This is a genomic window from Variovorax sp. LG9.2 (genome assembly GCF_035018885.1).
In the GTDB taxonomy this organism is placed as follows: Bacteria; Pseudomonadota; Gammaproteobacteria; order Burkholderiales; family Burkholderiaceae_C; genus Variovorax.
In genome coordinates, this window is the sequence record NZ_JASJXB010000073.1 from 1 (window position 1) to 2,650 (window position 2,650).

Genomic DNA, 2,650 nt, shown 5'->3' on the forward strand with positions numbered 1-2,650 from the left:
TGTCGGCGCCGATCTCAACTTGACCCACCCTGCCGATCTCAACTTAACCCGGGAATGGGTGCCGGCGTTGTAGCTGCCGGCTGTGGATAACTGTAGCTCTTTCCTCCTTTCACTCGTCGGTTCGCATTGGTGATGTGGCGCGGGGGAAGACGCGAAGGGCGTAGCCCGTAGCGGCTTTCCCCGCGCTCGGCGAGTTCAGGCTGAGTCTGCCGGTGGTTGTGCGGGCGAGGTCTTGTTCGCCTTGCGCTCGATCTCGCGTGCCTTGATGCGCCGCTTCGAGTTGGCTGTGGCCTGCGTGACGCGGTAGCTGTCGTTGCCGGTCTCCACGATGTGGCAGTGGTGCGTGAGCCGGTCCAGGAGCGCCGTCGTCATCTTCGGGTCTACGAACACACTGGACCATTCCGCGAAGTCCAGGTTGGTCGTGATCAGCACGCTTGTGTGTTCGTACAGCCGGCTCAGCAGATGGAACAGCATGGCCCCGCCAGCCTGGCTGAAGGGCAGGTAGCCCAGCTCATCCAGGATGACCGCGTCCAGGCGCAGCATGCTGCCGGCGATGCGCCCGGCCTTGCCCTGTGCCTTCTCCTGCTCGAGGGCGTTGACCAGGTCCACCGTCGAGTAGAAGCGCACCCGCTTGCCGTGGCGTGTGATGCCGGCTACGCCGATAGCGGTCGCCAGATGGCTCTTCCCGGTTCCTGGACCACCCACCAGAACGACGTTGTGCGCCGCCTCGGTGAATGTCGTCTCGGCCAATTGCATCACCAGCTTGCGGTCCACCGGCGAGACCTCGAACTCGAAGCCTGCCAAGTCCCGATGCACAGGGAACTTCGCCGAGCTCATCTGGTGACTGACCGAGCGCGTCGCCCGTTCGGTGGTCTCGGCGCGCAGCATCTGCTCGACGAGCCAGCGCGACCCTTCCAGCTCGCCGTTGTTCTGCTCGATCAGCTCGGTCCAGGTCGAGGCCATGCCGTGCAGGCGCAGCGCCTTGAAGTCGGCCACGATGGAATCGTTCGGCTCACGCGTCATGGTCGACCCCCTGGATGTCGCGCAGCCGGTCGTAGCGCCCGGGGTCTGCAATCGGTGGTGTCAGTATCTGCAGCGTCGTGACGACGTTGGCCGGCCGCGCCGGCGCGTTCAGTCGCGCCAGCACGTTGATCACATGCTCGATGCTCACGCGTCCCGAAGGCGGCGTTCCTTCGAGCGCGAGTTCGACCGCCACCAGCACAGCGTCAAGGCCGGCACCGGGCACCAGCGCCAGGATCTTGGCCATCACCCGATCGCCACCGGTCTCGCGCAGCAGCGCTCGGCGCATTCTCTGCAACGGCTCGGGCAGGTCGGCGAACGGCGCCCCGTTGCGCAACGCGCCCGGCTTGCGCTCGAGCAGCGGGATGTAGTGGCGCCAGTCGTAGCGGATCTTGCCCTTGTCCATGAGCCGCTGGTGATCGGCGACGATCACATCGTCCGCTACGACCATGACCCGCGTCGGGTACAGCCGGGTGCTGAGCATCTGTCCGGCCAGCTCGCACGGCACCGAGTAGCGGTTGCGTGCCACCGTCGCCAGACAGGTGCTGCTGACCCGGGCCACCTCTTCGACGTAGCCGTCGAACGCCGCCGGCATCGGCATCATCTGCAGTCGCTCGTGTTCGAGCATTTCGGCGACGCTGAACTGCTTGTGCTCGGGGTGCTTGACCTCGGTCCACAGCTGCCTGCAACGCTCACCCACCCAGGCATTGAGTTCGTCGAGGCTGCCAAAGCGCATCTGCCGCGCGTCGATCCAGACGCGCCGACGGCTGTCCTGCACATTCTTCTCGACGACTCCCTTCTCCCAGCCCGAGGCGACGTTGCAGAAGTCAGGGTCGTACAGGTAGTGCGCGCACATCACGGCGAAGCGCGCGTTGACGACGCGGCCCTTGCCCTTCAAGACTTTGTCGACGGCCGTGCGCATGTTGTCGTAGATGCCGCGTCGGGCTACGCCGCCAAGGGCGGCAAAGCTGCGCGTGTGCGCATCGAACAGCATCTCGTGACCCTGGCTCGGATACGCCACCAGCCAGAACGCACGGCTCGCGCACAGCTTCATGTGCGCCACCTGCAGCCGCCGGTAGATGCCGCCGATCACGATCCCCTCTTCGCTCCAATCGAATTGGAACGCCTCACCGAGCTCGAAGGCGAGCGGCACGAAGGCCTTGCCCATGACCACGCCGCCTTGCTGCGCTCGCCAGTCGCGGATGAAGTCCGTGAGGCGGGAGTAACCGCCTTCGTATCCGGCCTCACTGATCTGCTTGAGCAGCGCCTTGGCGGTTCGTCGCTCCTTCTTCGGTCGGCGCGCGTCGACCAGCAGCGCCTGCTTGATTGCCTCGACGAACGGCGCCAGTTTGATGGGCGCTTCCTCCCGCAGACTTCGACGTGGCTCCTCGACTTTGTTGGTGCGCAGGTACTTGCGCACCGTGTTGCGCGACAGGCTCGTCGCCAGCGCGATCTCCCGCACTGACTTCTTGTCGCGGCGGTGCATCCGCAGCACTTTGCCAATCATGGCCATGGTAATCACTCCTGATACCCCGCTGCTCAAAAAAACAGCAGGGTAGGCTGAACACCCGGGTCACTTTGAGATCGGCACAACCCTCATAAGTGGGTCAATTCTCGGTCGGCGCCAACA

The 2,650-nt window shown here is 64.8% G+C and carries 2 protein-coding genes; both read right to left on the reverse strand.

Features of this window, described 5'->3' with window-relative positions:
• Window positions 1-195: 195 nt before the first annotated feature.
• Complete coding sequence (istB, locus tag QN413_RS26845; RefSeq protein ID WP_323499611.1) at window positions 196-1,023, reverse strand: IS21-like element helper ATPase IstB; 828 nt, start codon at window positions 1,021-1,023, stop codon at window positions 196-198.
• Window positions 1,013-2,533: an IS21 family transposase gene (gene istA / locus QN413_RS26850; protein WP_323499612.1), complete on the reverse strand. Its 1,521-nt coding sequence runs from the start codon at window positions 2,531-2,533 to the stop codon at window positions 1,013-1,015. Before istA ends, istB begins: the two co-directional genes overlap by 11 nt.
• Between the last annotated feature and the right edge of the window lie 117 nt (window positions 2,534-2,650).

What these genes read in the sequence shown, in the direction of transcription:
- istB (WP_323499611.1), bottom strand. Translation starts at nt 1,023, where the DNA reads ATGACGCGTGAGCCGAACGATTCCATCGTGGCCGACTTCAAGGCGCTG.
- istA (WP_323499612.1), bottom strand. Translation starts at nt 2,533, where the DNA reads ATGGCCATGATTGGCAAAGTGCTGCGGATGCACCGCCGCGACAAGAAG.